The organism is Isoptericola sp. AK164 (assembly GCF_029643425.1).
Taxonomy (GTDB): Bacteria; Actinomycetota; Actinomycetes; order Actinomycetales; family Cellulomonadaceae; genus Isoptericola; species Isoptericola haloaureus.
The window spans coordinates 2,052,116-2,072,255 of the sequence record NZ_CP119106.1 but is presented as its reverse complement, the minus strand read 5'-3'; the positions used below and the strand labels follow the sequence as shown (position 1 = coordinate 2,072,255).

The following is a 20,140-nucleotide window of genomic DNA, read 5'->3' as shown; positions in this document are numbered from 1 at the left end:
CCGCCTCGCCTGCGCCGCACCGACCGCCCGGCCCACCCCCGCCGGGCCTGTGGACGACGCCTGCAGGACCCCGGGCCCGCGGTGTTGCATGGTCGCGTGCAGACCGACACCGTGCTCACCGTCCCCTCCGACGCGACCGCCCGCGACGCGCTCCTGGACCGGCTGCGACGGCTGGCCACGATCGACGCCGCCCGGGTGGAACCCGTCGGAGCTGCCGTGGCACGCCCGGACGGAGCGCTCGTCGTGCCGCGCGGCTCGACGTCCGCGACGGACCTCGCCACCGTGCTCGCCGTGCGCGGGCGCTGCGACGGGCCCGAGGCGGCGGGACTCGCCGCCGACCTCGCCCAGGGGCTCGCCACGCTGCACAGCGCGGGCGTCGTGCACGGCGGGCTCGACGTCGCCGACGTCCTCGTCGACCTCACCGGCCGGGCCCTGCTGAGGCCGCGCCTGACCCCGCCGGCGGACCCCGCGCACACCACGGAGAGCGCGGACGTGCACGCCCTGGCCCGACTCGTGGAGACCCTGCGCGGCCACGACCCCTCGGACGCCGCGACCGCGCTGCGCGCCGTGCTGGCCCCGGCGCTCGCGGACGACCCGCGGGTGCGTCCCGAGGCGGGCACCCTCGCCGCTCGCGTCCACGAGACCGCGAGCCCGGAACCGGTCCGGCTGCCCGAGCCGGCGGCGCTCGCCGCCGCGGCGCTGGGTGCGCACCGGCAACGGCCCGGTGGCGAGGTGGACGCGGTGGGCTCGGAGCCACGGCATCGGCGGGCGCGACGAGCAGCGGGCCCGGTCGATCCGCCCGGCGCCGGCGGCCGCGTTCCGTCACGGGCCGAGCGGCGGGCCCGGCGGACGACGGCCCGGCCTCCGGTCTCGCCGTGGCGGCCGGTGCTGGCGGGAGCCGGCGTCCTGGTCTCCCTGGGCGTGCTGGTGGCCGGGGGGCTGGCGCTGACGGCCGGGCAGGGGTCCACGGGCCAACCGTCGATCCCGGTGGCGGCGTCGTCGCCGGCCACGGCGTCCTCGGCAGGTCCCGAGCCCGCCGCAGGTCCGGGGGCCGTGGAGGGTGCGACGACGACCGACCGCGACGACCCGGCCGGTGCGGCGGCCGAGCTGACCCGGCGCCGTGCCGGCCTGCTGACGGGCGAGCACGCCGTGGCGGAGGTGGCGCTGCCCGGCTCGGACGCCCACGGCGCGGACACGGCGCTGGTCGAGCGTGCGGCGGCGTCGGGGACCCGGCTCGTCGGGGCCGAGGTGACGGTGCTGTCGGCGCGGCTGGCCGCCGAACCGGCGACCGGCACCGCCGAGGTCGTGGTGCGCTACGTCGTCGAGGAGCACACCCAGGTCGACGGCGACGGTGCGGCCACCACCGTGCCGGCCGGCACGCCCCGCACCGACACGGTCCGGCTCGCCTGGACCGCCGACGGGTGGCGGGTCACCGACGTCGTGTGAGGCTGGGCCGCCGCGGCAGCACCGCCCGGGACGACGACAGGGGCGAGAACCTCACGGTTCTCGCCCCTGTCGTGGGTGCGGTCAGCGGGTCAGAGACCGACCTCGGACTCGAACGCGCCCTCCTCGATGCGGTTCTTCACCGCGGTGAGGAAGCGGGCGGCGTCGGCGCCGTCGACCAGGCGGTGGTCGTAGGACAGGAACAGCATCGCCATCTGACGGATCGCGATGGTCTCCTCGCCGTCCGGGGTGGTGACGACCACGGGCTTCTTCGTGATGGTGCCCGTGCCCAGGATCGCGACCTGGCCCACCGGGACGATCGGGGTGTCCCACACGGCACCGCCGGAGCCGGTGTTCGTGATCGTGAACGTGGCGCCGCTGAGGTCGTCCGGCCCGATCTTGTTGTCGCGGGTGCGGGTCGCGAGGTCACCGATCTGACGGGCGATGCCGGCCAGGTTCAGGTCACCGGCGTTCTTGATCACCGGCACGACGAGGCCACGCTCGGTGTCCACGGCGATGCCGACGTTCTCCGAGGAGTGGTAGGTGATCTCGCCCTTGTCGGTGTCGATCGACGCGTTGACCTTCGGGAAGGCCTTGAGCGCCTCGACGGCGGCCTGGGTGTAGAAGGGCAGGAACGTGAGGTTCGCGCCCTCGCGCGCCTTGAAGTCGGCCTTCGCCCGCTGGCGCAGCTTCGAGACCTTGGTGACGTCGACCTCGACCGCGGTGGTGAGCTGGGCCTGCGTGTGCAGCGCCTCGTGCATGCGCTCGGCCACGACCTTGCGCAGGCGCGACATCTTCTCCGTGGTGCCGCGCAGCGGCGAGACCTCGGGGACGGTCGGCTTCTTCGGGGCCGACGACGGTGCGGACGCGGGCGCGGGCTCGGCGGCCGGAGCGGCGGCCTTCTCGGCCGCGGCCAGGACGTCCTCCTTGCGGACGCGTCCGCCGACACCGGTGCCCTCGACGGTCGAGACGTCGACGCCCTTCTCCGCGGCGAGCTTGCGCACCAGCGGCGTCAGGTACGAGCTGCGGCCGCCCGCGGGCTTCTCCGCCGCGGGAGCCGGCTCCGGGGACTTCGTCGGGGCGGGCGACTCGGCCGGCGCCGGCGACTCGGCGGGCTTCTCGGCCTTCGGCTCGGGGGCCGGCTCGGACTTCTCGGCGGGCTTCTCGGCCGGGGGAGCGGGCGCGGGCTCGCTCTTCTCGGCCGGCTTCTCGGCGGCGGGGGCGGCGCCCGAACCGACGATCGCGAGCACGGCGCCGACCTCGACGGTCTCGTCCTCGGCGACCTTGATCTCCTGCACCGTGCCCGCCACGGGGGAGGGGACCTCGGTGTCGACCTTGTCGGTGGAGACCTCGAGCAGGGGCTCGTCGACCTCGATGCTGTCGCCGACCTCCTTGAGCCACCGCGTCACGGTGCCCTCGGTGACCGACTCGCCCAGCGCGGGCAGGGTCACCTCGGTGCCGTCACCGCCGCCGGCGGACGGCTGCGGCGCCGACTCCTCGGCGGCCGGGGCGGACTCGGCCGCGGGCTCCTGGGCCGGCGCGGACTCCGCGGGAGACTCCTCGGCGGGGGCGGACTCGGCGGCGGACTCCTCGGCGGGCGCCTCCTGCGAGCCGCCGTCGGAGGAGCCGGAGCCGGAACCGTCGCCGATGACGGCGAGCACGGCGCCGACCTCGACGGTCTCGTCCTCCTCGGCCAGGATCTGCTCGACGACGCCGGCGACGGGGGAGGGGACCTCGGTGTCGACCTTGTCGGTGGAGACCTCGAGCAAGGGCTCGTCGACCTCGACGGTGTCACCGACGGACTTCAGCCACCGCGTGACGGTACCTTCGGTGACGGACTCGCCGAGTGCCGGCAGCTGCACGTTCTCAGACATGACCTGTGGAGTCTCCTTCGATCAGTGGGTCGAGCGAGGCGCCGGAGCCGGTCGGCCGGAGGCTCGACCGCCTCCTGTCCGGTAGCCGCGTTCCTGGGTCACTGCGTGCCATCTTGTCACTACCTGGGTCCGCCCCCCAATCGGGGGGTGCCGCAGAACTGTGACACTGGGTACATCGTCGGCACACGGAGACGTTTTGCTGGCGTCGGCAGCACGGACGTCGTGAAAAGAGCGCGTGCCGCGCTCCCGTCGGGCACCTGTGCGGTCCGAGCGCGTTCCGCCACGGTGCGGCGTCGGCAGGTAGTCTCGCCACCATGTCGTTGAGGTCTGCGCTGGACCGTCTCCTCGGACGGTCCGCACCGTCGTCGCCCGCCGCCGCGCCCGCCGGGGGTGGTCGAGCCGCCGCCGTCGGCCACCTCGAGGAGTTCGCCCGCACGCGCGTCGGCGTCGAGGCCTACGTCGAGCCGCCGAACGCGCAGACGCCGACCACCGTGCTGCTCGTGGCGACCACGGGGGAGTGGACACGGCGGCGCGTGCCCGACGAGCGCACCGGTTTCGAGGTCGCCCGCTCGCTCGGTGTGCCGGTCTACAACGTCCGCTTCACGGGATACCCGCAGCGGATGCGCGACTGGAACTCCGCCCAGCGCCAGGCGCGCAAGCGCCGCTGAGCCTCGGACACCACGCACCGAACACACCAGAGGGCGGCCGGGAGATCTCGCGCACGGGCGCGCTCACGGGCGCTGCGCGCCCTCCGCTTCCGGTCCGACGACCGTCCGCGAGATCCCCCGGCCGCCCTGTCCGTGGCGGTACCGGAACAGTCCGGTCAGTCGGTGGTGCCGCGGCCCTCGAGGAAGCCGACCAGCGTGCGCAGGCCGACGCCGGTGCCGCCGACCGGGGTGTAGCCGAACGCGCCGGCGTCGTTGAACGACGGGCCGGCGATGTCCAGGTGGGCCCACGGGGTGTCGCCGACGAAGGACTGCAGGAAGATCCCCGCCGAGAGCATGCCGCCCCAGCGCTCGCCGACGTTGGCGATGTCGGCGGTCTTCGACTTCAGACCGTCGGCCAGCTCCTCGGGCAGCGGCATCGGCCAGAACAGCTCGCCCACGGTGTCCGCGGCGACCTTGACCTCGTCGCGCACGTCGTCGGTGCCCATGACGCCGCCGACGCGCTTGCCGAGCGCCACCATCTGCGCGCCGGTCAGCGTGGCGATGTCGAGGACGACGTCGTGGCCGTCCTCGACCGCCGAGACGAGGCCGTCGGCCATGACCAGGCGGCCCTCGGCGTCGGTGTTGAGCACCTCGACCGTCTTGCCGCCGCGGATGGTCAGGACGTCACCGGGACGGGTGGCGTTGCTGCCGGGCATGTTCTCCGCCAGGCACAGGTAGCCGGTCACGGCCACCGGCAGACCCAGGCGGGCCGCGGCGAGCACGGCGTGCAGCACCGTGGCGGCGCCGGCCATGTCGGACTTCATCGCACCCATGTTGGCCGCCGGCTTGATGGAGATGCCGCCGGTGTCGAAGGTGATGCCCTTGCCCACCAGCGCGACCTTGTCGGTCGGCTTGGGCGGGGAGTAGGAGAGCTTGACCATGCGCGGGCCGCGGGCCGAGCCCTGGCCGACGCCGGTCAGGCCGCCGTACCCGCCGGCGGCGAGCTGCTTGTCGTCGAGGACCGACACCTTGACGCCCTTGACGCCGAGCTCCTTGACGGCGGACTTCACCGCGTCGACGAAGGAGGCGGGGTAGAGGTCGTTGGCGGGGGTGTTCACCAGGTCGCGCGTGCCGTGCACGGCCGCGGCGAGCACCTCGGCGCGGGCCACGGCCGCCTTGGCGCGGGCCGAGCGGGCGAACGGGGTGGCGACCTGCAGGGTCTCCACCGGGGCGAGCTTCGTCGCGGCCTTCTCCTCGCGGTAGGCCGTGTAGGCGTACGCGCCGAGCAGGGCGCCCTCGACGACGGCGCCGAGCTCCTCCTCGTCGACCGCGGGCAGGGCCACGACCGCCGACCGCGAACCGGCCAGCGAGCGGACGGCCGCACCGGCGGCGCCGCGGAGCGTCTCGCGGTCGAAGGTGCCGTCCGCGTCCCGCTCGCCCAGCCCGGTCAGGACCAGCACGTCGGCCGAGACGTCCTTGCCGGCCGGCACCGTGCGCACCTCCTGCCGGGCGCCGGTCACACCGAGTCGCGGTGCGAGCGTCTCGAGCTGCTCGACCAGCGCGGCGGGGAGCTGGTCGGCCACGACGGCCACGCCGTCGGAGGTCGAGCAGGTGCCCACCACGAGGGCGTCAGCGGTCAGGGAGGTCGGGTTCTTACCGGTCAGAGTGAGGTCAGCCACGCGCACCAGGCTAACCGGTCGCCCCGACCACCGCGTCCGACCGTGAGCGGTAGTCTGCCGACGTGGTCCTTCCGCTCCTGTTCCTCGCCCTGCTGCTGTGCGCCCTGCTCGCCGGCTGGGCGGCGTGGTTCGTGGTGCGGGACCGCGCGGTGATCCTGCGCCAGCTCTTCGGCGCGGCGGCGGTGGAGGCCGTCCTGGTCGTCCAGGCCGTCGTCGCCGGCGTCCTGCAGGTCCAGGGGCACGCCGTGGACGGACCGCTGTTCTGGGGTTACCTGCTCACCGCGGCGCTGCTGCTGCCGCTGGCCGCCGTGTGGGCCTTCGCCGAGCGCACCAAGTGGTCGTCGGTGGTGCTGTGCGTCGCCGCGCTGACGGTCGCGTTCCTCGAGTGGCGCCTGTGGATCATCTGGGAGGCCGGACTGTGAGCGACGAGCACGCCCCGGCGACCGGCCGCGGCTTCGGCCGGCTGCTGGTCACCGTCTACGGCATCCTGGCGTTCGCCGCGCTGGGCCGGTCGAGCTACCAGGTGCTGACCAAGCTCGCCGACGCGCCCGCGGCCTACCTGCTGTCGCTGCTGGCCGCCGTCGTCTACGTGGTGGCCACGGTCGCCCTCGCCCTCGGCGCGCGCCCCGGCTGGCGGCGGGCCGCCTGGGCCGCCGTCGTCGTCGAGGCGGTCGGCGTGCTGACGGTGGGCACCCTCTCGCTGACGCACCCCGCGTACTTCGCCGAGCCGACCGTCTGGTCCGGCTTCGGCCAGGGGTACGGGTACGTCCCGCTCGTCCTGCCGTTCGTGGGGTTGTGGTGGCTCTGGCACACTCGCCCCGGACGCAACGCCCCGACGTCCGCGCCGGCCCGACCGACGGAGGCCTGATGACGCCCTACACCCTGCTGTTCCAGACCGTCTTCCGGCGGATGGATCCCGAGCGCGCGCACGAGCTCGCCTTCCGCGCCATCGAGACCGCCGGCCGCGTGCCGGTGCTGCGCGACGTCGTCCAGGGTGCCCTCGCCCCCTACCTCGGCCGCGGCGCGGGCGGCCCCGGCAGCGTCGAGGTGCTCGGTCGGACGGTCCCGGCACCCTTCGGGCTCGCCGGCGGCTTCGACAAGAACGCCCGCGCGGTGCGTGGGCTGACCATGCTCGGCTTCGGGTTCGTCGAGGTCGGCACGGTCACGCCGCGCCCGCAGCCCGGCAACGACGCACCCCGGATGTGGCGCGAGCTCGACCTGCACGGTGTGCGCAACCGGATGGGCTTCAACAACGACGGCGCCGTCGAGATGGCCGAGCGGCTGCGGCGGCTGCGGTCCACGCCCGCCGGTCGTGCCGCCGTCGTCGGCGTCAACATCGGCAAGAACAAGACCACGTCGGCCGAGCACGCCGCCGACGACTACGCCCGGTGCGCCCGGCTGCTGGCGGTGGAGGCCGACTACCTCGTGGTCAACGTCTCCTCGCCCAACACCCCCGGCCTGCGGGACCTGCAGACCACCGCCGAGCTGCGGCCGATCCTCGTCGCGGCCCGGACCGCGGCCGACGAGGCCACGCGGGCCGCGGGGGTGCGGCGCACGCCGCTGCTGGTGAAGATCGCCCCGGACCTGGCCGACGAGGACGTCGACGCGGCCGCGGACCTCGTGACCGAGCTGGGGCTCGACGGCGTCGTGGCCGTCAACACCACGATCGGCCACGACCGCGGACCCGGCGGGCTGTCCGGGCCGCTGCTGCTGCCCCGGGGCCTGGAGGTGGTGCGGCGCCTGCGCGACCGCCTCGGACCCGACCCGGTGGTGATCGGCGTGGGCGGGGTCACCGGCGCCGACGACGTGCGTGCGTACCTGCGGGCCGGGGCCGACCTGGTCCAGGGCTACACGTCCTTCGTCTACCGCGGCCCGTTCTGGCCGTCCGCGATCAACCGCGCCCTGACCAGGTCGCAGGGCTCGTCGAGCGCCGGGAGGGTCGCATGATCCGGCCGCGCTGGGAGTGGGCCCTCGACGACGACGCCGGCACGCCGCTGGCGGCGGCCCTGAGCCCCGCCTTCACCACGCAGTTCGACGCCGAGGAGTGGCTCGGCGAGCACTGGCGCGCCCTGGCCTCCGCCGGTGCCGCCCAGGCGCGCCTGCTGCACGACGGCACCCAGGCCACCCCCACGGTGGAGCTGCGCAAACCGTGACACCGCGCGGGCACCGCGTCCCGGCGGGCCCGTCCCGTCGTCGGGCTCAGCGCCCGCCGACCCGCTCCCACGCTCGCCGGAGCCGGTCGACGACCGGCTCGTACTGCCCGGCCGGCCGGGTGTAGGTCAGGCGCACCCGGTCCTGCCCCGAGCCGTCCGGGGTGAACAGCGGACCCGGGGAGACGCGCAGGCCCTCCGTGACGGCCGCGGCGGCCAGCGCCCGCCCGACCGGCCGGCCCACGCCGACCCACAGGCACAGCCCGCCGTCCGGCCGGGGCACGTCCCAGGCCGGGAGCCGCTCGTGCAGCAGGTCGACCAGGTCGTCCCGCTGGGCCCGCAGGGCCGCGAGGCGGTCGGGGAGGATCGCGGCACGGTGCTCGAGCAGGTCCGTCACCGCGAGCTGTTCGAGCACCGGGGTGGCGACGTCCAGGACCTGGCGGGTGTGCGCGAGCCGACGGACGAGCTGCGGGTCGGCGCGCACCCAGCCGACGCGCAGCCCGCCCCAGAACGACTTGGACGCGGAGCCGACCGCGACGAGCCGCGGGTCGGTCCCGTCGCCGACCACGGGTGCGGGCACCCCGGCACCGACGAGGTCGACGTCGGTCAGCGTCTCGTCGCCGACGACGGTCACGTCGTGGCGGGCGACGAGGTCGGCCAGGGCACGGCGCTCGTCGGCGGACAGGGAGCGTCCGGTCGGGTTGTGGAAGTCCGGCACGAGGTAGACGAACCGCGCGCCGGTGCGCCGGACCACCGACTCGATCGCCTCGACGTCGCCGACGGGCACGCCGACGACGCGGGCGCCGGTGCGTCGCATCGCCTCCAGGGCGTGCACGTAGGTGGGGGACTCGACCACGACGTGCTCCGTGCGCGCCACCAGCGTGGTCGCCAGCAGCGCGATCGCCTGCTGCGCGCCCGTGGTCACGAGGATCTGGTCGGGGTCGGTCGGCACCCCGCGGGCGGTGTACCGCGCGGCCACGGCGGCGCGCAGCGGCTCGACGCCGAGGTGGGCGTACCCGCCGCCGTCCAGGTAGGCGGGCAGCGCTTCGAGCGCGCGGGTGTAGGCGCCGTGCAGGGCCCGGGACGCGGACGGGGTCGCCTGGGACATGTCGATGGTGTCGTCCGTGGCGGGGGTGGTCGGGTCCGCCGACGGCGTGTCGCTCGCGGGAGCGTCGCCGGCCGGGGGCGGGGCGGCGACCTCGTGCCGGGAGGCGTCCCGCGGCAGCGCGGCGACCGTCCCGGAGCCCACGCGGCTGGTGGCGAAGCCGAGGTCCCGCAGCCGGGCGTAGGCGGCCGACGTCGTGGCCCGCGAGACGCCCAGCGCCCGGGCGAGCTCGCGTTCGCTCGGCAGCCGGGTCAGCACGGGCAGGGAGCCGGCGAGGACGGCGGAGCGCAGCGCGTCGGCCAGCGCCGCGTAGGCCGGCCCGGTCGTGTGCCACGCGCCGAGCAGCCGCACCGTGGCCTGCGGGGAGACGGACCGGACAGCGGCGGGCGGACCGGATGTGGTGGTGGTCACCGGTCCACTCTCCCTCGATTGGCTATGGAAGTCCAGGCCAATCATCGTCAGGGTGGCGGGTATGACCGCAGACGTGCACCACCCGACCCGCCTCGACGTCCGGACCTGCATGCGCCCGGTGCGCCGCGCGGCCCAGCTCCTGCTGGGTCTGACGGCCTACACCGTCTCGATGGCCATGATGCTGCAGGCCGGCCAGGGCGGGATGCCCTGGGACGTGCTGCACCAGGGCCTCGTGCGCACCACCGGGTGGTCCTTCGGCGTCGCCGTCGCGCTGACGTCCCTCGCCGTGCTGGCGCTGTGGGTCCCGCTGCGGCAGCGGCCCGGGGTCGGGACGGTCGCGAACGTCGTGGTGATCTCGGTGCTGATCGGCCCCTGCCTGGCGCTGGTCGAGCGGCTCGTGCCCGCCCCCGGCGTCGCCGCGGAGGTGCTGCTGGGCCTCGGCGGCATCGTGCTCAACGGCCTCGCCACCGCCGCCTACGTCGGCGTGCGGCTCGGGCCGGGGCCCCGGGACGGGCTCATGACCGGCCTCGTCGCACGGACGGGCTGGTCCGTGCGCGGGGTCAAGACCGGCATCGAGATCAGCGTCGTGGCCGTGGGCTGGGTGCTCGGCGGCACCTTCGGCTGGATGACCGTCGCCTACGCGCTCGGGGTGGGGCCCGTCGTGCAGGCGGCCGCCCGGTGGCGGTGGCTCGTGCCCGACGGGCTGGCGGCTCCCGCGCGGCGGACGCCGGCCCGGCGGGTGCCGGCGGGGCCCGCGGCCCGCCGGGCCCCGGACGGCGCCGGGGACGGCGAGACCGAGCGCCGGCACGCCGAGCGGCGCCGCCGTGCCCGGCAGATCGCGCGGGCCCTGGAGACGTTCGGCGACCAGGACCGCACGCTCTGACCCCGGACGGACCTCGGGCCGTGCGCGGCACCCGCCGCGCACGGCCCGAGGTCCGGGGGAGGGACCGTCAGACGACGCGCGTCTGCGGTGCCCCCTCAAGAGTCTTGGCGGGGTCGCGCTCGACGACGTCGCCGAGGGCCTCGTCGATCTGCGACATGAGCGCCGCGGGGATCTCGACGCCGGAGGCCTTGACGTTCTCGGCCACCTGCTCCGGACGCGACGCACCGACGATGGCGGCCGCGACGTTGTCGTTCTGCAGCACCCACGCCACGGCGAGCTGGGCCATCGTCAGGCCGAGCTCGTCCGCGACCGGCTTGAGCTGCTGCACGCGGCCCAGGACGTCGTCGTTCATGAACCGCTGGATCATCTTGGCCCCGCCCTTGTCGTCCGTGGCGCGGGACCCGGACGGCAGCGGCTGGCCGGGCACGTACTTGCCGGTCAGCACGCCCTGGGCGACGGGGGACCAGACGATCTGGGACAGACCGTTCTCGCGCGAGGCCGGCACGACCTCGTCCTCGATGACCCGCCACAGCATCGAGTACTGGGGCTGGGAGCTGATGAGCTGGAAGCCGAGGTCCTTCGCCAGCGCGGCGCCCGCGCGGATCTGGTCGGCCGACCACTCCGAGACGCCGATGTAGAGCGCCTTGCCCTGGCGCACGATGTCGGCGAACGCCTGCATCGTCTCCTCGAGCGGCGTCTCGGTGTCGTACCGGTGCGCCTGGTACAGGTCGACGTAGTCGGTGCCGAGGCGACGCAGCGAGCCGTTGATCGACTCCATGACGTGCTTGCGCGACAGGCCGGTGTCGTTGGGGCCGCCCGGGCCCGTGGGCCAGTAGACCTTGGTAAGGATCTCCAACGAAGCTCGACGCTCGCCCTTGAGGGCGTCGCCGAGGACCTGCTCAGCCTTGGTGTTGGCGTAGACGTCCGCCGTGTCGAAGGTGGTGATGCCGGCGTCGAGCGCGGCGCGCACGCACTGCGTGGCGACGTCGTTCTCGACCTGGGAGCCGTGGGTGAGCCAGTTGCCGTAGGTGATCTCGGAGATCTTGAGACCACTGTTGCCGAGGTAGCGGTAGTTGACCATGCCGTCACCCTACGGCCGTCTGGTGCCTCGGATCGCTGTCGAACGTGTGTTTTAACGGGGTGAAACACCACGGTGCGGGTTGCGGATCGGTGCGATGCAGGCAGCATGTCACGCGACGAAGGGAGCAGTATGGCCGACGACTTTCCTTATCTTCCGTCCGCAACGAATATTCCGGGCATCTTCGAAAAGATGCGGACTGCTGGGACTCCTCCCAAGTTCAACCTGGAGTTCCTCTCGAAGACCTTGGGCTTCAATAGCTCCCAAGACCGAGGAATGCACAAGATTCTGAAGCGCCTCGGATTCCTGTCGCAAGATGGGACTCCAACACAGCGCTACAACGACTACAAGTCCACGAGCCGTGGTGGCCGCGCGCTTGCGCAAGGATTGCGCGAAGGCTGGAAAGATCTGTTTCTGGCAAACGAGAGCGTCTACAGACTCAACTCTGGCGAGATTGCTGATATCTGCAAGAGTGTCACGGGAACCGGGGATTCCGTAGCGCAAAAGATGGCCACAACGTTCGTCGCCCTGGCGAATCTAGCGGACTGGTCAGATCCCGCGCCCGGTGGCGGCGACAGTGCGGACGAGGTGGCGCCAGAAATTCCCCAGGGAGGTTCGGTCGCGGGGCAGGCGGTTGGGATCGGGCTTCACCAGGATATTCACGTCCACCTTCCGCCGACTAGCGACGTAAGTGTCTATCGTGCAATATTTCAGGCTTTGCGCGAGGAGCTCATGTGACTGATCTGGATGAAGTAAGGAACTGGCTCTTCAAGGGGCTCTCGGCGGAGTCTCGACTCGACGAGCTGGAGCAGGAAGGGCTGCGTGTCCGATCTGACGTCGAAGTCGGGGCGGTTCAACGCGTGCTTCCGATAGAGGGCTTCTCGCGCGCAATTCGGCGATCGGCGGTCGACTCGATGGCAGCCTACCTAGCGTTCTTCTGTCTTGAGAACGCTGTGCGCGAGCTTGTGGTGCAGAGACTGGACGACACTCTGGGGTCGGATTGGTGGGAGGAGAGCGTTGGAAAGGCGATTCGAGACCGAGTTGCTGGCCGGCGAGTGAAGGAAGATAAGAATAGATGGCATGCGCAACGTGGCGCCCGCGAGATTTACTACACCGACTTTGGCGATCTATCCCTAATCATCCAAGGCAACTGGCAGTCGTTTCAAGACCTGTTTCCAGATCAAAACTGGGTGATGCAAAGAATGCGCGAGCTTGAAAACTCTCGCAATATCATCGCGCACAGCAATACATTGGAGGACCGCGAAGTCCAGAGGCTACGCATGTACCTGGAGGACTGGGTGCGGCAGCTTGGTTAGTGCGCGCCCGTTATCGATCGCCGGATGTGTACTGGCCAACCGTGGGGCAGTGAAAGTTTCCTGGCCCACCGTCAACGAGGGCGGTTGGCCAAAGCCTCACACCTTGGTGAAGATCTCCAGCGACTCGCGGCGCTCGCCCTTCAGCGCGTCGCCGAGGACCTGCTCCGCCTTGGTGTTCGCGTAGACGTCCGCGGTGTCGAAGGACGTGATGCCCGCGTCGAGGGCGGCGCGCACGCACTGCGTGGCGACGTCGTTCTCGACCTGGGAGCCGTGGGTGAGCCAGTTGCCGTAGGTGATCTCGGAGATCTTGAGACCACTGTTGCCGAGGTACCGGTAGTTGACCATCCGGTCACCCTACGCGGATCACTCGGGCCAGTGACCGTGCTTCTTGTGCATCGGCTTCGGCAGCCGGGACCGACGGATCTGCAGTGCACGCATCGCCGCGTACATCATCGTGCCGCGCGGGACGAAGTACTCCTTCTTCCCGTCCGTGCCGAGCGTGCCGAACTTGTCGCGCAGCCGGCGCTTGAGACGCTGCCACATGACGACGACGTCGATCAGCGTGATGAACACCACCGCGTACAGCGCGAGCAGCACCAGCGTCGCCATCGTCGGGTTCTGCAGGAAGATCAGGTTCATGAAGATGAAGACGAACGCCACCGGCAGGAAGAACTCGCCGACGTTCCAGCGGGCGTCGACGTAGTCGCGCACGTAGCGGCGGACGGGGCCCTTGTCGCGCGCCGGCATGAACCGCTCGTCACCGGTCTGCATCGCCTGGTACTCGCGGTTGCGCTCCGCGCGCACCTTCTCCTTGGACGCCTTGCGGGCGGCCTTGCGGTCGTTCGGGACCAGCGGGCGCTTGTTCTTCGCCTGGGACTCGCTGCGCTTCGGCGTCGGGCGGCCCTTCGACGGCGCCCCGGACGAGGGCGTGTCGGTGGAGTCGGCGGCGGAGGACGTCGCCGCGACGTCGGCGGACGAGGCGGACTGCCCCGCTGCGGGGGACGTCGCGGGAGAATCGGCGAGATCACGCTTGCGGGAGAACACCCCTCCAGGGTAGTGGAGTCACGGGGTGCCTCGGGACACCCCGGTACCGTGGGCGCCGTGACACACACCGATGCGGACGTCGCCGCCCTGCGCGCGCACGTCGACCAGCTGTTCCCCGCCGTCCAGGCCGACCTCGAGTCCCTGGTCCGCATCCCGAGCGTCTCGGCGAGCGCCTTCGACGCGTCGCACGTCGTGGCCAGCGCCGAGGCCGTGGCCGCGCTGCTGCGCGACGTCGGGCTGCCCGAGGTCCGGATCCTGCGCTCCGAGCGGCCCGACGGTACCCCCGGCGCGCCCGCCGTCGTCGCCCGGCGACCCGCTCCGGCCGGGGCGCCGACCGTGCTGCTCTACGCCCACCACGACGTCCAGCCGCCCGGGGACGCCGCCACCTGGGACACCGAGCCCTTCGAACCCGTCCAGCGCGGCGAGCGGCTCTTCGGACGCGGCGCGGCCGACGACAAGGCCGGGGTCATGGCGCACGTCGGTGCGCTGCGGGCCCTGGCCGCGCTGGGCGAGGAGCCCGGTGTCGGCGTGACCGTGTTCGTCGAGGGCGAGGAGGAGGCCGGCTCGCCCAGCTTCTCGCGCTTCCTCGCCGACCACCACGCGCTGCTCTCCGCCGACGTCATCGTGGTGGCCGACTCCACCAACTGGAAGGTCGGGGTCCCGGCGCTCACGACGTCGCTGCGCGGCCTCGTCGACGGCGTGGTCGGCGTCGAGGTGCTCGACCACGCCGTGCACTCCGGCATGTTCGGCGGGCCCGTGCTGGACGCCAACCTGCTGCTGGCGCGACTGCTCACCACGCTCCACGACGACGCGGGCACCGTGGCCGTCGACGGCCTGACCAGCGCCGGCGAGCCGGAGGTGGACTACGCGGAGGCCGACTTCCGCGCCGACTCCTCGGTGCTCGACGGCGTGCGGCTGGCCGGCGAGGGCACGATCGCGGGCCGGCTGTGGACCAAGCCCGCGATCTCGGTGATCGGCGTGGACGCCACCGACGTCGCCCACGCGTCCAACACGCTGGCGCCGCGGGCGGCGGCCAAGCTGTCGGTGCGGATCCCGCCGGGCCTGGACCCCCAGGCCGCCGAGGACGCACTGCGCGCGCACCTGACGGCGCACGCCCCGTTCGGGGCCCGCGTGACGTGGACGCCGGGGGAGCAGGGCAAGGCCTTCGGGGCGCCGGACGACTCCGCGGCCATGCGGGCCGCGCGCTCGGCGTTCGCCGCGGCGTGGGGTACCGACCCGGTCGACATCGGCGTCGGCGGCTCGATCCCGTTCATCGCCGACCTGCTCGAGGCCTTCCCGGAGGCGGCCGTGCTCGTCACCGGCGTGGAGGACCCGGACTCGCGCGCCCACGGCGCGAACGAGTCGGTGCACCTCGGTGAGCTGCGCAAGGTCCTGGTGGCCGAGGCGCTGCTCCTGCGGGGACTCGGCGGACGCTGAGGCTCAGGCTCAGGCTCAGGCTCAGGCTCAGGCTCAGGCTCAGGCTCGGTCGACGTCGCGGTGCGCGACGTCGACCGAGCGGGCCCAGGCCGCCAGGTCGGCCGGCAGCTCGGGGCTGTCGAGCTCGGCGTCGGCGAGCAGGGCGACGACCTCCCGCGGTGACACGCGGATCCCGTCGCGGCCGAGGAACCGTCCCGCGACCCAGCCGCGCGCGCAGAGCTCGCCGTCGCGCCGCGTGAAGACCTGCTCGAGGTAGACGACCCGCTGGTCCCAGCCGACGACCCGCGTCGCGATCGTCACCCGGTCGAAGAGCTGCAGCGACCGCTTGTACGTCATCGTGGAGGCCGCCACGACGGGGTACCAGCCGTGCGCCTTGAGCCGGGCGAGGCCGCCGAGATCGGCGAGGAGGTTGGACCGGGCCACGTCCATCATCTGCAGGTACGAGCCGTTGTTGACGTGGAGGTACAGGTCCAGGTCGCCCGGGTGAACGCGCAGCACCGTGGTCGAGGTGTCCAGGGGTGCCATGCCGGGGCGGGCCCGACGGGGCAGGAGGGAGGCCTGGGCGAGCTGGAGCATCCGGGTCATGCGGGCGACGCTATACCAGCGACGAGCGGTATCAGGTATCCCCGTACTGCAGGGCGTCGCGCACCGCGTCGGCGACCTCGGCCGACTCCAGGCGCTCGACCAGGTGCAGCGCCATGTCGATCCCCGCCGTCACGCCGGCGGAGGTGACGACGTCGCCGTCGTCGACGAACCGCGCCTCGGTGTCGATGACCGTCGAGGGATCGATCTGCGCCAGCTCGTCGTAGTGGTGACGGTGGGTCGTCGACGGACGTCCCGCCAGCAGCCCCGCGGCGGCGAGCACGAGCGCCCCGGTGCACACGCTCGCCACGACCGCGGTCTGGGCGTGGGCCTGGCGCAGCCACTCGAGGTGGCCGTGGTCGCCGACGAGGGCCCGGGTGCCCCACCCGCCGGGGTGCACCAGCACGTGCAGGGGGCCGACGTCGTCCGCCGACCGAGCCGGCACCAGCCGCATCCCCTTGGCGAGGCGCACGCCGTCGCCGTCGCGCGAGAAGGTGCTCACGTGCGGCTTGAGCGCGGAGTGCTCCTCCCACGCCGCCAGGACCTCGAAGGGACCCACGACGTCGAGCTCCTCGGCGTCGTCGAACAGGAAGATCCCGATGTGCAGCCCGCCGTCGGTACTCACACGTTGTCGCCTCCCAGCGCCCCGGTCAGATCCCCGGCAGCGCCAACATCTGGTCGAGGGCCACGCGGGCCCAGTGGGCGTCGTCGGCGTCGACGACGATCCGGTTGACCACGCGTCCCTCGGCGAGCGACTCCATCGCCCACACCAGGTGCGGCAGGTCGATCCGGTTCATCGTGGAGCAGAAGCACACCGTCGAGTCCAGGTAGTGCACCTGCTTGTCGGGGTGGGCCTTGGCCAGCCGGCGCACCAGGTTCAGCTCGGTGCCGATCGCCCAGGTCGAGCCGGGCTCGGCGGCGTCGAGGGCCTTGATGATGTACTCCGTCGAGCCGACCCGGTCGGCCGCGGCGACGACCTCGTGGCGGCACTCCGGGTGGACCATGACGTTGACGTCCGGCGCCGTGGCGCGGATCGCCTCGACGTTCTGGACGGAGAACCGTCCGTGCACCGAGCAGTGCCCGCGCCACAGGATCATCCGGGCGTCGCGCAGCTCGGCGTCGGTCAGGCCGCCGTTCGGCTTGCGCGGGTCGAACACGACGCAGTCGTCGAGGGACAGGCCGAGCTGGTTCACCGCGGTGTTGCGGCCCAGGTGCTGGTCCGGCATGAACAGCACCTTGCCGGTGCCGTCGACGCCGCCGACCTGGTCGAAGGCCCAGCGCAGGGCCACCTGGGCGTTCGACGACGTGCACACGGTCCCGCCGTGGCGGCCGGTGAACGCCTTGATCGCCGCCGAGGAGTTCATGTAGGTCACCGGCACGGTGTCACCCGCGACCCCGGCGTCGGCCAGCACCTCCCAGGCCTCCTCGACCTGGGAGATCTCGGCCATGTCCGCCATCGAGCAGCCGGCCGCCATGTCCGGCAGCACGACCTGCTGGGAGTCCGCGGTGAGGATGTCGGCCGACTCGGCCATGAAGTGCACGCCGCAGAAGAGGACGAACTCGGCCTCGGGGCGGGCCGCCGCCCGCTGGGCGAGCTTGAAGGAGTCACCGGTGACGTCGGCGAAGTCGATCACCTCGTCACGCTGGTAGTGGTGGCCCAGCACGAAGGCGCGCTCACCCAGCGCGGCGCGGGCGGCGCGGGCGCGGTCCACCAGGTCGGGGTCCGACGGCGCCGGCAGCGCGCCGGTGCACTCCACCCCGCGCTCGGAGGCGAGGTCGCGGCCCTGACCGAGCAGCAGCAGCGCCGAGGGCGCCGGCTCGACGAAGTTCGACGTCTCGTTCAGCACAGTCACGCCCTCATCCTCCCACGCCCGCGTCGTGTGCCACGATCGGTCTCGTGCACGTACTGCTGCTGGCCACCGCCGACGGTGGACCGGACGACCCCGACCGCACCGCCGCGACGGCGCTGGCCGCCGCCTGGACCGCCGCCGCTCCCCGCTGCGTCGTCGAACCCATGGTGCTGCCGCCCGGCCCCGCGGCGTCGACCGGCCCGCCCGACGGGTCGCCGTCGCCCGGGGTGTTCGTCCCCACGACCGAGCTCGGGCTGTCCAGCGTCGTGCCGCCCGCCCCGCGGCCGGAGGTGCGGCTGCTGCACGAGCGCGTCGCGGAGGCCGACCTCGTCGTCGTGCACACCCCCGTCCTGGACGGCGCCGCGCTGCACGCCGGACCGGTGCACTCCGCTGCGCAGGCCGCCGCCCCCCACGCCGTGCCCGTCGTCGTGCTGGCCGGACGCAGCGAGGCCACGCGCCGCGAGCTCGCCGGAGCAGGGGTCGCCGGGGCGCACGAGGTCGGTCCCGTGCCCGCCGAGGACGCCGTCGCCCGCGTCGCGCGGACCTGGGCGCCCGCGTGGGCCGCCGACGACGAGTGATGTGAGCCACGTCATCGACGCCGGAGAATTCGGGCGTAGGATCGGGAACAGCCGTACCGGCCCACCTGTTGGAGGAAGCATGACCGACACCACCGAGATCGCCACGCACGGCGTCGAGCTCTCCGAGGTCGCCGCGAACAAGGTCCGCAGCCTCCTCGAGCAGGAGGGGCGCGACGACCTGCGCCTGCGCGTCGCCGTCCAGCCCGGCGGCTGCTCCGGCCTCATCTACCAGCTGTACTTCGACGAGCGCCTGCTCGACGGGGACGCGCTGCGCGACTACGACGGCGTCGAGGTCGTCGTGGACCGCATGAGCGTGCCCTACCTCGACGGCGCGAAGATCGACTTCGCCGACACGATCGAAAAGCAGGGCTTCACGATCGACAACCCCAACGCCGGCGAGTCCTGCGCCTGCGGCGGCTCCTTCGGCTGATCGACCCCGCCGGCTCGTCGAGCCGGCCGCTAGTCCTCGAGGCGGACGGTCAGGGCCCACCAGGGCCCGCCGTCCGCTTCGTCGTTCACGGGGTGGTGCTCCTCGGCCACCATCACGTGGCCCCGCAGCCGGGCCCAGGCCGGCACGTCGTACCGCGCGGCCGGGTCGGTGGCGAGCACCGTGACCTCGCTGCCGGCGGCCAGCTCCTTCGCGCGGGCGGCCAGCCGCACCACGGGCAGCGGGCAGCGCAGCCCGCGCGCGTCGACGACCTCCGGCACGGTGCTCACAGCCCGGACACCCCCAGCGCGTCGCGCACGTGCGCGACCGCGCCCGGCAGCACGGCGAGGAACCGGTCGACGTCCTCGGCCGTGGTCGACCGGTCCAGGGCGACACGCACGTTGCCGTGCGTGAGGACGCCCATCGCCGCCAGGACGTGCGAGGGCTCCAGGGTGCCGGCCGTGCAGGCGGACCCGGAGCCGACGGCGTACCCCGCGCGGTCCAGCTCGGTCACCATCGCCTCGCCGTCGACGTAGAGGAAAGAGAACGTCACGACGTGGGGGAGCCGGTCGACCGGGTCGCCCACCACCTCGACGTCCGGGATCTGTGCGACGGCGGCCCGGATCCGGTCGACCAGGGCGCGGCGGCGTGCGTCCTCGGCGGCGACGTCCTGGGCGACCGCCTGCAGGGAGACGGCGGCGGCGAACGCCGCGGGCACGCTGACGCCGCCGGGGGCCCAGGGATCCGGGTCCTCGGGCCCGTCGGGGACCGTCCGGGTGCGGTGCCGCACCGCCAGGACACCCACGCCCCGCGGCCCGCCCCAGTCCGCCGGGTCCGCCGCCAGCAGGTCCCACGCCGTCGGCAGCTCCGTGTGCCCGACCGACGCGCCCGCGTCCACGAGCAGGGGCACGCCCGAGCCCCCCAGCGCGGCGTGCACCGCCGCGACGGGCTGGAGCGTGCCGACCTCGCCGTTGGCGTGCTGCAGCGCCGCCAGGGCGACGCCGTCGGCGCGGGCGGTCCGGGAGAGCTCGTCGGCGTCCACGCGCCCCTGCCGGTCGACGCCGGTCGTGGTGCGTCCGCCGGGGCCCGCGGCGTGGTCGGCCGCGTGCAGGATCGCCGCGCGCTCGGCCGCACCGACGACGACGCCGCGTCCGTGCCGCCGTCGGGCCCGGACCACCTGCGCCACCGCGGAGTGCAGCGAGGCCGTGTGCGACGGCGTGAACCGGACCTCCTCGGTGCGCACGCCCAGCACGCCGGCCACGGCCTCGCGCGCGCCGTCGAGCAGTGCGGCCGCGCGCCGCCCCTCGGCGTGCAGGCGCCGGGGGTCCGCCCAGCCCTCGTCGAGGGCCTGGACCAGCGCCTGCCGGGCCAGGGGGTGCAGGGGCGCCGAGCCGCCGTTGTCCAGAGGGGTCCGGGTCGGCGTCGGCGAGGTGGGATGTGTCACAGGGGCCTCTCGATGGGCGTCGCAGCGTCGTCACCATCATGCCGCCGACGTCCTCGGTGTCGCGAAACCCCGGTGCGATCTGACACGGCCCAGCCGGGCGTCGCGAACAGGGCGGATGGCGACGTCGGGACCCTGTCCCGTCACGTAGGAAGGGGGGTCTTCTGGCGTCGAAACCGTGAAGGTCGCGCTAGG

The 20,140-nt window shown here is 73.4% G+C and carries 22 protein-coding genes and 1 pseudogene; 12 read left to right on the top strand and 11 right to left on the bottom strand.

Annotation, left to right across the window (positions count from 1 at the left end; all coding sequences use genetic code 11):
* The first annotated feature begins 96 nt into the window (after nt 1–96).
* On the top strand, nt 97–1,446 hold the full coding sequence (locus PO879_RS09640; protein WP_278234689.1) for a hypothetical protein: 1,350 nt from the start codon (nt 97–99) through the stop codon (nt 1,444–1,446).
* A gap of 89 nt (nt 1,447–1,535) precedes the next feature.
* On the opposite strand, the gene sucB is transcribed toward PO879_RS09640, so the two are convergent.
* Nucleotides 1,536–3,317, bottom strand: a complete 1,782-nt coding sequence (gene sucB / locus PO879_RS09635; RefSeq protein WP_278234688.1) for a 2-oxoglutarate dehydrogenase, E2 component, dihydrolipoamide succinyltransferase — start codon at nt 3,315–3,317, stop codon at nt 1,536–1,538.
* A 314-nt stretch (nt 3,318–3,631) separates the two neighbouring features.
* On the opposite strand from sucB, the gene PO879_RS09630 reads away from it, so the two are divergent.
* On the top strand, nt 3,632–3,985 hold the full coding sequence (locus PO879_RS09630) for an oxidoreductase (RefSeq protein WP_278234687.1): 354 nt from the start codon (nt 3,632–3,634) through the stop codon (nt 3,983–3,985).
* A gap of 155 nt (nt 3,986–4,140) precedes the next feature.
* Here PO879_RS09630 and PO879_RS09625 read toward each other — a convergent pair whose 3' ends face one another.
* A complete protein-coding gene (locus PO879_RS09625; RefSeq protein ID WP_278234686.1) occupies nt 4,141–5,643 on the bottom strand; it encodes a leucyl aminopeptidase in 1,503 nt (500 codons plus the stop codon).
* Nucleotides 5,644–5,705: 62 nt separating this feature from the next.
* On the opposite strand from PO879_RS09625, the gene PO879_RS09620 reads away from it, so the two are divergent.
* Genes PO879_RS09620 through PO879_RS09605 form a run of 4 tightly spaced genes read left to right on the top strand, consistent with a single transcriptional unit; the run spans nt 5,706 to nt 7,796 of the window.
* The gene (locus tag PO879_RS09620; RefSeq protein ID WP_278234685.1) at nt 5,706–6,065 is read left to right on the top strand and encodes a hypothetical protein; all 360 of its coding nucleotides are present in this window, start codon (nt 5,706–5,708) and stop codon (nt 6,063–6,065) included.
* Nucleotides 6,062–6,511: a hypothetical protein gene (locus tag PO879_RS09615; RefSeq protein ID WP_278234684.1), complete on the top strand. Its 450-nt coding sequence runs from the start codon at nt 6,062–6,064 to the stop codon at nt 6,509–6,511. The genes PO879_RS09620 and PO879_RS09615 overlap by 4 nt, the downstream gene beginning before the upstream one ends.
* Nucleotides 6,511–7,590 (top strand): quinone-dependent dihydroorotate dehydrogenase, encoded by a 1,080-nt coding sequence (locus tag PO879_RS09610; RefSeq protein WP_278234683.1) that lies wholly within the window; start codon nt 6,511–6,513, stop codon nt 7,588–7,590. Before PO879_RS09615 ends, PO879_RS09610 begins: the two co-directional genes overlap by 1 nt.
* On the top strand, nt 7,587–7,796 hold the full coding sequence (locus PO879_RS09605; RefSeq protein ID WP_278234682.1) for a hypothetical protein: 210 nt from the start codon (nt 7,587–7,589) through the stop codon (nt 7,794–7,796). Before PO879_RS09610 ends, PO879_RS09605 begins: the two co-directional genes overlap by 4 nt.
* 46 nt (nt 7,797–7,842) lie before the next feature.
* On the opposite strand, the gene PO879_RS09600 is transcribed toward PO879_RS09605, so the two are convergent.
* Entirely contained in the window at nt 7,843–9,309 is a 1,467-nt protein-coding gene (locus PO879_RS09600; protein WP_278234681.1) for a PLP-dependent aminotransferase family protein, read from the bottom strand.
* A gap of 61 nt (nt 9,310–9,370) precedes the next feature.
* On the opposite strand from PO879_RS09600, the gene PO879_RS09595 reads away from it, so the two are divergent.
* Nucleotides 9,371–10,192, top strand: a complete 822-nt coding sequence (locus PO879_RS09595; protein WP_347568595.1) for a hypothetical protein — start codon at nt 9,371–9,373, stop codon at nt 10,190–10,192.
* A 67-nt stretch (nt 10,193–10,259) separates the two neighbouring features.
* Here PO879_RS09595 and PO879_RS09590 read toward each other — a convergent pair whose 3' ends face one another.
* Nucleotides 10,260–11,273, bottom strand: coding sequence for an aldo/keto reductase family protein (locus tag PO879_RS09590; RefSeq protein ID WP_278234680.1), 1,014 nt, complete (start codon nt 11,271–11,273; stop codon nt 10,260–10,262).
* A 129-nt stretch (nt 11,274–11,402) separates the two neighbouring features.
* Here PO879_RS09590 and PO879_RS09585 point away from each other — a divergent pair, with 129 nt between their 5' ends.
* On the top strand, nt 11,403–12,008 hold the full coding sequence (locus tag PO879_RS09585) for a DUF5343 domain-containing protein (protein ID WP_278234679.1): 606 nt from the start codon (nt 11,403–11,405) through the stop codon (nt 12,006–12,008).
* Nucleotides 12,005–12,586: a Swt1 family HEPN domain-containing protein gene (locus PO879_RS09580; protein ID WP_278234678.1), complete on the top strand. Its 582-nt coding sequence runs from the start codon at nt 12,005–12,007 to the stop codon at nt 12,584–12,586. The genes PO879_RS09585 and PO879_RS09580 overlap by 4 nt, the downstream gene beginning before the upstream one ends.
* Nucleotides 12,587–12,685: 99 nt before the next feature.
* Here the strand turns inward: PO879_RS09580 and PO879_RS09575 are convergent.
* Nucleotides 12,686–12,931, bottom strand: a pseudogene (locus tag PO879_RS09575) (aldo/keto reductase); the annotation flags it as partial.
* Between the two features lie 18 nt (nt 12,932–12,949).
* Nucleotides 12,950–13,630 (bottom strand): DUF3043 domain-containing protein, encoded by a 681-nt coding sequence (locus PO879_RS09570; protein WP_278234677.1) that lies wholly within the window; start codon nt 13,628–13,630, stop codon nt 12,950–12,952.
* Between the two features lie 57 nt (nt 13,631–13,687).
* On the opposite strand from PO879_RS09570, the gene PO879_RS09565 reads away from it, so the two are divergent.
* Nucleotides 13,688–15,067 (top strand): dipeptidase, encoded by a 1,380-nt coding sequence (locus PO879_RS09565; RefSeq protein WP_278234676.1) that lies wholly within the window; start codon nt 13,688–13,690, stop codon nt 15,065–15,067.
* Nucleotides 15,068–15,106: 39 nt separating this feature from the next.
* Here the strand turns inward: PO879_RS09565 and PO879_RS09560 are convergent, their stop codons facing one another.
* From PO879_RS09560 to nadA, 3 genes are read right to left on the bottom strand one after another with little or no spacing between them, the layout of a single operon-like run.
* On the bottom strand, nt 15,107–15,652 hold the full coding sequence (locus PO879_RS09560) for an acyl-CoA thioesterase (protein ID WP_278234675.1): 546 nt from the start codon (nt 15,650–15,652) through the stop codon (nt 15,107–15,109).
* Nucleotides 15,653–15,683: 31 nt separating this feature from the next.
* Entirely contained in the window at nt 15,684–16,274 is a 591-nt protein-coding gene (locus PO879_RS09555) for a DJ-1/PfpI family protein (RefSeq protein ID WP_278234674.1), read from the bottom strand.
* Between the two features lie 25 nt (nt 16,275–16,299).
* The gene (gene nadA, locus PO879_RS09550) at nt 16,300–17,502 is read right to left on the bottom strand and encodes a quinolinate synthase NadA (RefSeq protein WP_278234673.1); all 1,203 of its coding nucleotides are present in this window, start codon (nt 17,500–17,502) and stop codon (nt 16,300–16,302) included.
* A gap of 44 nt (nt 17,503–17,546) precedes the next feature.
* Here nadA and PO879_RS09545 point away from each other — a divergent pair, with 44 nt between their 5' ends.
* Both PO879_RS09545 and PO879_RS09540 read left to right on the top strand, forming a co-directional pair.
* A complete protein-coding gene (locus PO879_RS09545) occupies nt 17,547–18,077 on the top strand; it encodes a hypothetical protein (protein WP_278234672.1) in 531 nt (176 codons plus the stop codon).
* Nucleotides 18,078–18,156: 79 nt separating this feature from the next.
* Nucleotides 18,157–18,507 carry an iron-sulfur cluster assembly accessory protein gene (locus PO879_RS09540; RefSeq protein WP_278234671.1) on the top strand — a complete coding sequence of 117 codons (351 nt, stop codon included), beginning with the start codon at nt 18,157–18,159 and terminating at the stop codon, nt 18,505–18,507.
* 29 nt (nt 18,508–18,536) lie between these two features.
* On the opposite strand, the gene PO879_RS09535 is transcribed toward PO879_RS09540, so the two are convergent.
* Both PO879_RS09535 and PO879_RS09530 read right to left on the bottom strand, forming a co-directional pair.
* Nucleotides 18,537–18,794 (bottom strand): sulfurtransferase TusA family protein, encoded by a 258-nt coding sequence (locus tag PO879_RS09535; RefSeq protein WP_278234670.1) that lies wholly within the window; start codon nt 18,792–18,794, stop codon nt 18,537–18,539.
* Nucleotides 18,791–19,948, bottom strand: a complete 1,158-nt coding sequence (locus PO879_RS09530; RefSeq protein ID WP_278234669.1) for an aminotransferase class V-fold PLP-dependent enzyme — start codon at nt 19,946–19,948, stop codon at nt 18,791–18,793. The genes PO879_RS09535 and PO879_RS09530 overlap by 4 nt, the downstream gene beginning before the upstream one ends.
* Nucleotides 19,949–20,140 lie beyond the last annotated feature (192 nt).

Excerpts from the sequence above, each read along its gene's own strand:
- sucB (WP_278234688.1), bottom strand. The coding sequence starts at position 3,317 with ATGTCTGAGAACGTGCAGCTGCCGGCACTCGGCGAGTCCGTCACCGAA.
- PO879_RS09630 (WP_278234687.1), top strand. The coding sequence starts at position 3,632 with ATGTCGTTGAGGTCTGCGCTGGACCGTCTCCTCGGACGGTCCGCACCG.
- PO879_RS09610 (WP_278234683.1), top strand. The coding sequence starts at position 6,511 with ATGACGCCCTACACCCTGCTGTTCCAGACCGTCTTCCGGCGGATGGAT.
- PO879_RS09605 (WP_278234682.1), top strand. The coding sequence starts at position 7,587 with ATGATCCGGCCGCGCTGGGAGTGGGCCCTCGACGACGACGCCGGCACG.
- PO879_RS09595 (WP_347568595.1), top strand. The coding sequence starts at position 9,371 with ATGACCGCAGACGTGCACCACCCGACCCGCCTCGACGTCCGGACCTGC.
- PO879_RS09590 (WP_278234680.1), bottom strand. The coding sequence starts at position 11,273 with ATGGTCAACTACCGCTACCTCGGCAACAGTGGTCTCAAGATCTCCGAG.
- PO879_RS09585 (WP_278234679.1), top strand. The coding sequence starts at position 11,403 with ATGGCCGACGACTTTCCTTATCTTCCGTCCGCAACGAATATTCCGGGC.
- PO879_RS09560 (WP_278234675.1), bottom strand. The coding sequence starts at position 15,652 with ATGACCCGGATGCTCCAGCTCGCCCAGGCCTCCCTCCTGCCCCGTCGG.
- PO879_RS09540 (WP_278234671.1), top strand. The coding sequence starts at position 18,157 with ATGACCGACACCACCGAGATCGCCACGCACGGCGTCGAGCTCTCCGAG.